The organism is Candidatus Accumulibacter vicinus, from assembly GCF_000584955.1.
Taxonomy (GTDB): Bacteria; Pseudomonadota; Gammaproteobacteria; order Burkholderiales; family Rhodocyclaceae; genus Accumulibacter; species Accumulibacter vicinus.
The window spans coordinates 17115-19014 of record NZ_JDSS02000051.1 but is presented as its reverse complement, the minus strand read 5'-3'; the positions used below and the strand labels follow the sequence as shown (position 1 = coordinate 19014).

At 63.5% G+C, this 1900-nt stretch carries 2 protein-coding genes; both read left to right on the top strand.

Features of this window, described 5'->3' with window-relative positions; all coding sequences use genetic code 11:
- Positions 1-364: 364 nt before the first annotated feature.
- Entirely contained in the window at positions 365-1342 is a 978-nt protein-coding gene (locus tag CAPSK01_RS20005) for an aldo/keto reductase (RefSeq protein ID WP_034930999.1), read from the top strand.
- A gap of 214 nt (positions 1343-1556) precedes the next feature.
- On the top strand, positions 1557-1802 hold the full coding sequence (locus CAPSK01_RS20000) for a hypothetical protein (RefSeq protein ID WP_273704173.1): 246 nt from the start codon (positions 1557-1559) through the stop codon (positions 1800-1802).
- Positions 1803-1900 lie beyond the last annotated feature (98 nt).

The following is a 1900-nucleotide window of genomic DNA, read 5'->3' as shown; positions in this document are numbered from 1 at the left end:
CTCCGATCGCGTGAGACTTGACTTGACCGATCGGCTCGTTGCCCGATCATGGGGAGTACGCGCCTCAGTCCGCGGGCCTGTTTGCTCAATCGAGCGCTGGGTTCTTGGCGTGAGCACCGCAGTAAGCAACCGTCGCCAAACCGGCTCAGGCCTTCACGCCCGAGTACCTCCGGCCATCTCAACCTCCGAATCAAGGGCTTGGGCGGTACCCCCTGGACGGTTTTCCTCCGCGTAGCGGCTTCGTCCAACAGCCGATTGCAGGCGACGCGCATGAAGCCGCGCGCGCCTGAACCGGAACGATAGGCGCGCAAGTGAAGACATGACGTTATCAATCAAAGCAATCAAAGAGAGGAGCTGTATTGCCATGAAACATATCTCGATCGGCGAACTCGACGTCTCCCGCATAGGACTCGGCGTTATGTCGATGTCCGGCTACTACAACATCGGGTCTGGCAGCGACACCGAGTCCATCCGAACGATCCACCGGGCGCTGGATTTGGGCGTCACCCATCTCGACACGGCTGAGATCTACGGCCCCTACCTCAACGAGGAACTGGTTGGTCGGGCGATCAAGGGCCGCCGCGACCAGGTGGTGCTGGCGACGAAGTTCGGCATCGTCTCGCACGCCGGTGGCGGCCCTGGCGTCTTAGACAGCAGCCCGGCGAACATCCGCACCGCGCTCGAGGGCTCCCTGAAACGGCTCGGTACCGACCACATCGACCTGTACTATCAGCACCGCGTCGATCCGAATATCCCCATAGAGGACACCATCGGCGCACTGGCCAAGCTGGTCGCCGAGGGCAAGGTCCGCCATATCGGCCTGTCCGAGGCTGGCCCCAACACGATCCGCCGCGCCCACGCTGTGCACACAGTGACTGCCCTCCAGACCGAGTACTCCCTGTGGACCAGGGACCCTGAGGCCGAACTGCTGCCACTGCTGCGCGAGCTGGGCATCGGATTCGTTCCCTACTCGCCGCTCGGCCACGGTTTTCTCACCGGCGAGATCCGCTCGCCCGAGCAGCTCTCCGACGACGATTGGCGCAAGACTAACCCGCGCTTTACCGGCGAGAACTTCCAACGCAACCTGCGCATCGTCGACGAAGTCCAGGCCGTTGCCTCAGAGGTGGGTGCGACACCGGCGCAGATCGCTCTGGCCTGGCTGCTCGCGCAGGGCGATGACATTGCTCCGATTCCCGGCACCAAGCGGGTTGCCCGCATCGAGGAGAATGTAGCCGCCGACCGCGTGAAGCTTAGCGCCGGGCAGATCGAACGGCTGAACAACCTCACGCCGGCCGCCGGCGAGCGCCATGACGAGGGGAACATGGCTGTTATCGACCGCTGACCACGCCACGAGACATGGCGATCACGGGCGCTTGGCGGACGCTGAACAACAACATACAGCCGACGGCGCTGCGCGCCGCCGCTGATGCTGAGCGTGTGCGCCAGGCATGGCGCCTTACTTCATAGGGGCACCGCACTACGCAGAGCCGAAGGCAAGGAGAGGGGTACGGGCGTCGTCTTGATTGGTTTGGAAAGCGTACTTCGGAATCCCCGAGGTGCTGAGCCCTCTGCGCGACCTCGACAAGGGGGCACGATGCAAGTTACGCTGCGATCTCTGGAAGCAATGGGATCGAGCGGGCTACCGGGAATTGCGCAAACGCGGCGTATCGGTCCGCGAAGCATGGAACGTCAGCAAGTCCGCGCACGGTCCGTGGCGGGTGTGGCAGACGCCGACCCTGTCGATCGCGCTCCCGTTACCCTTCTTCGAACAAAGGGACCTACCGAGCCTTGAGCTGCGGTAGGAATTGGCTTCATCGAACCGCCGGATACGTGACCCGCGTTCGTCCGGGGGTGTGGGAGGGGGAGGCCGCGAGGCTTTCTCCTATCCTGATTGGGCCTA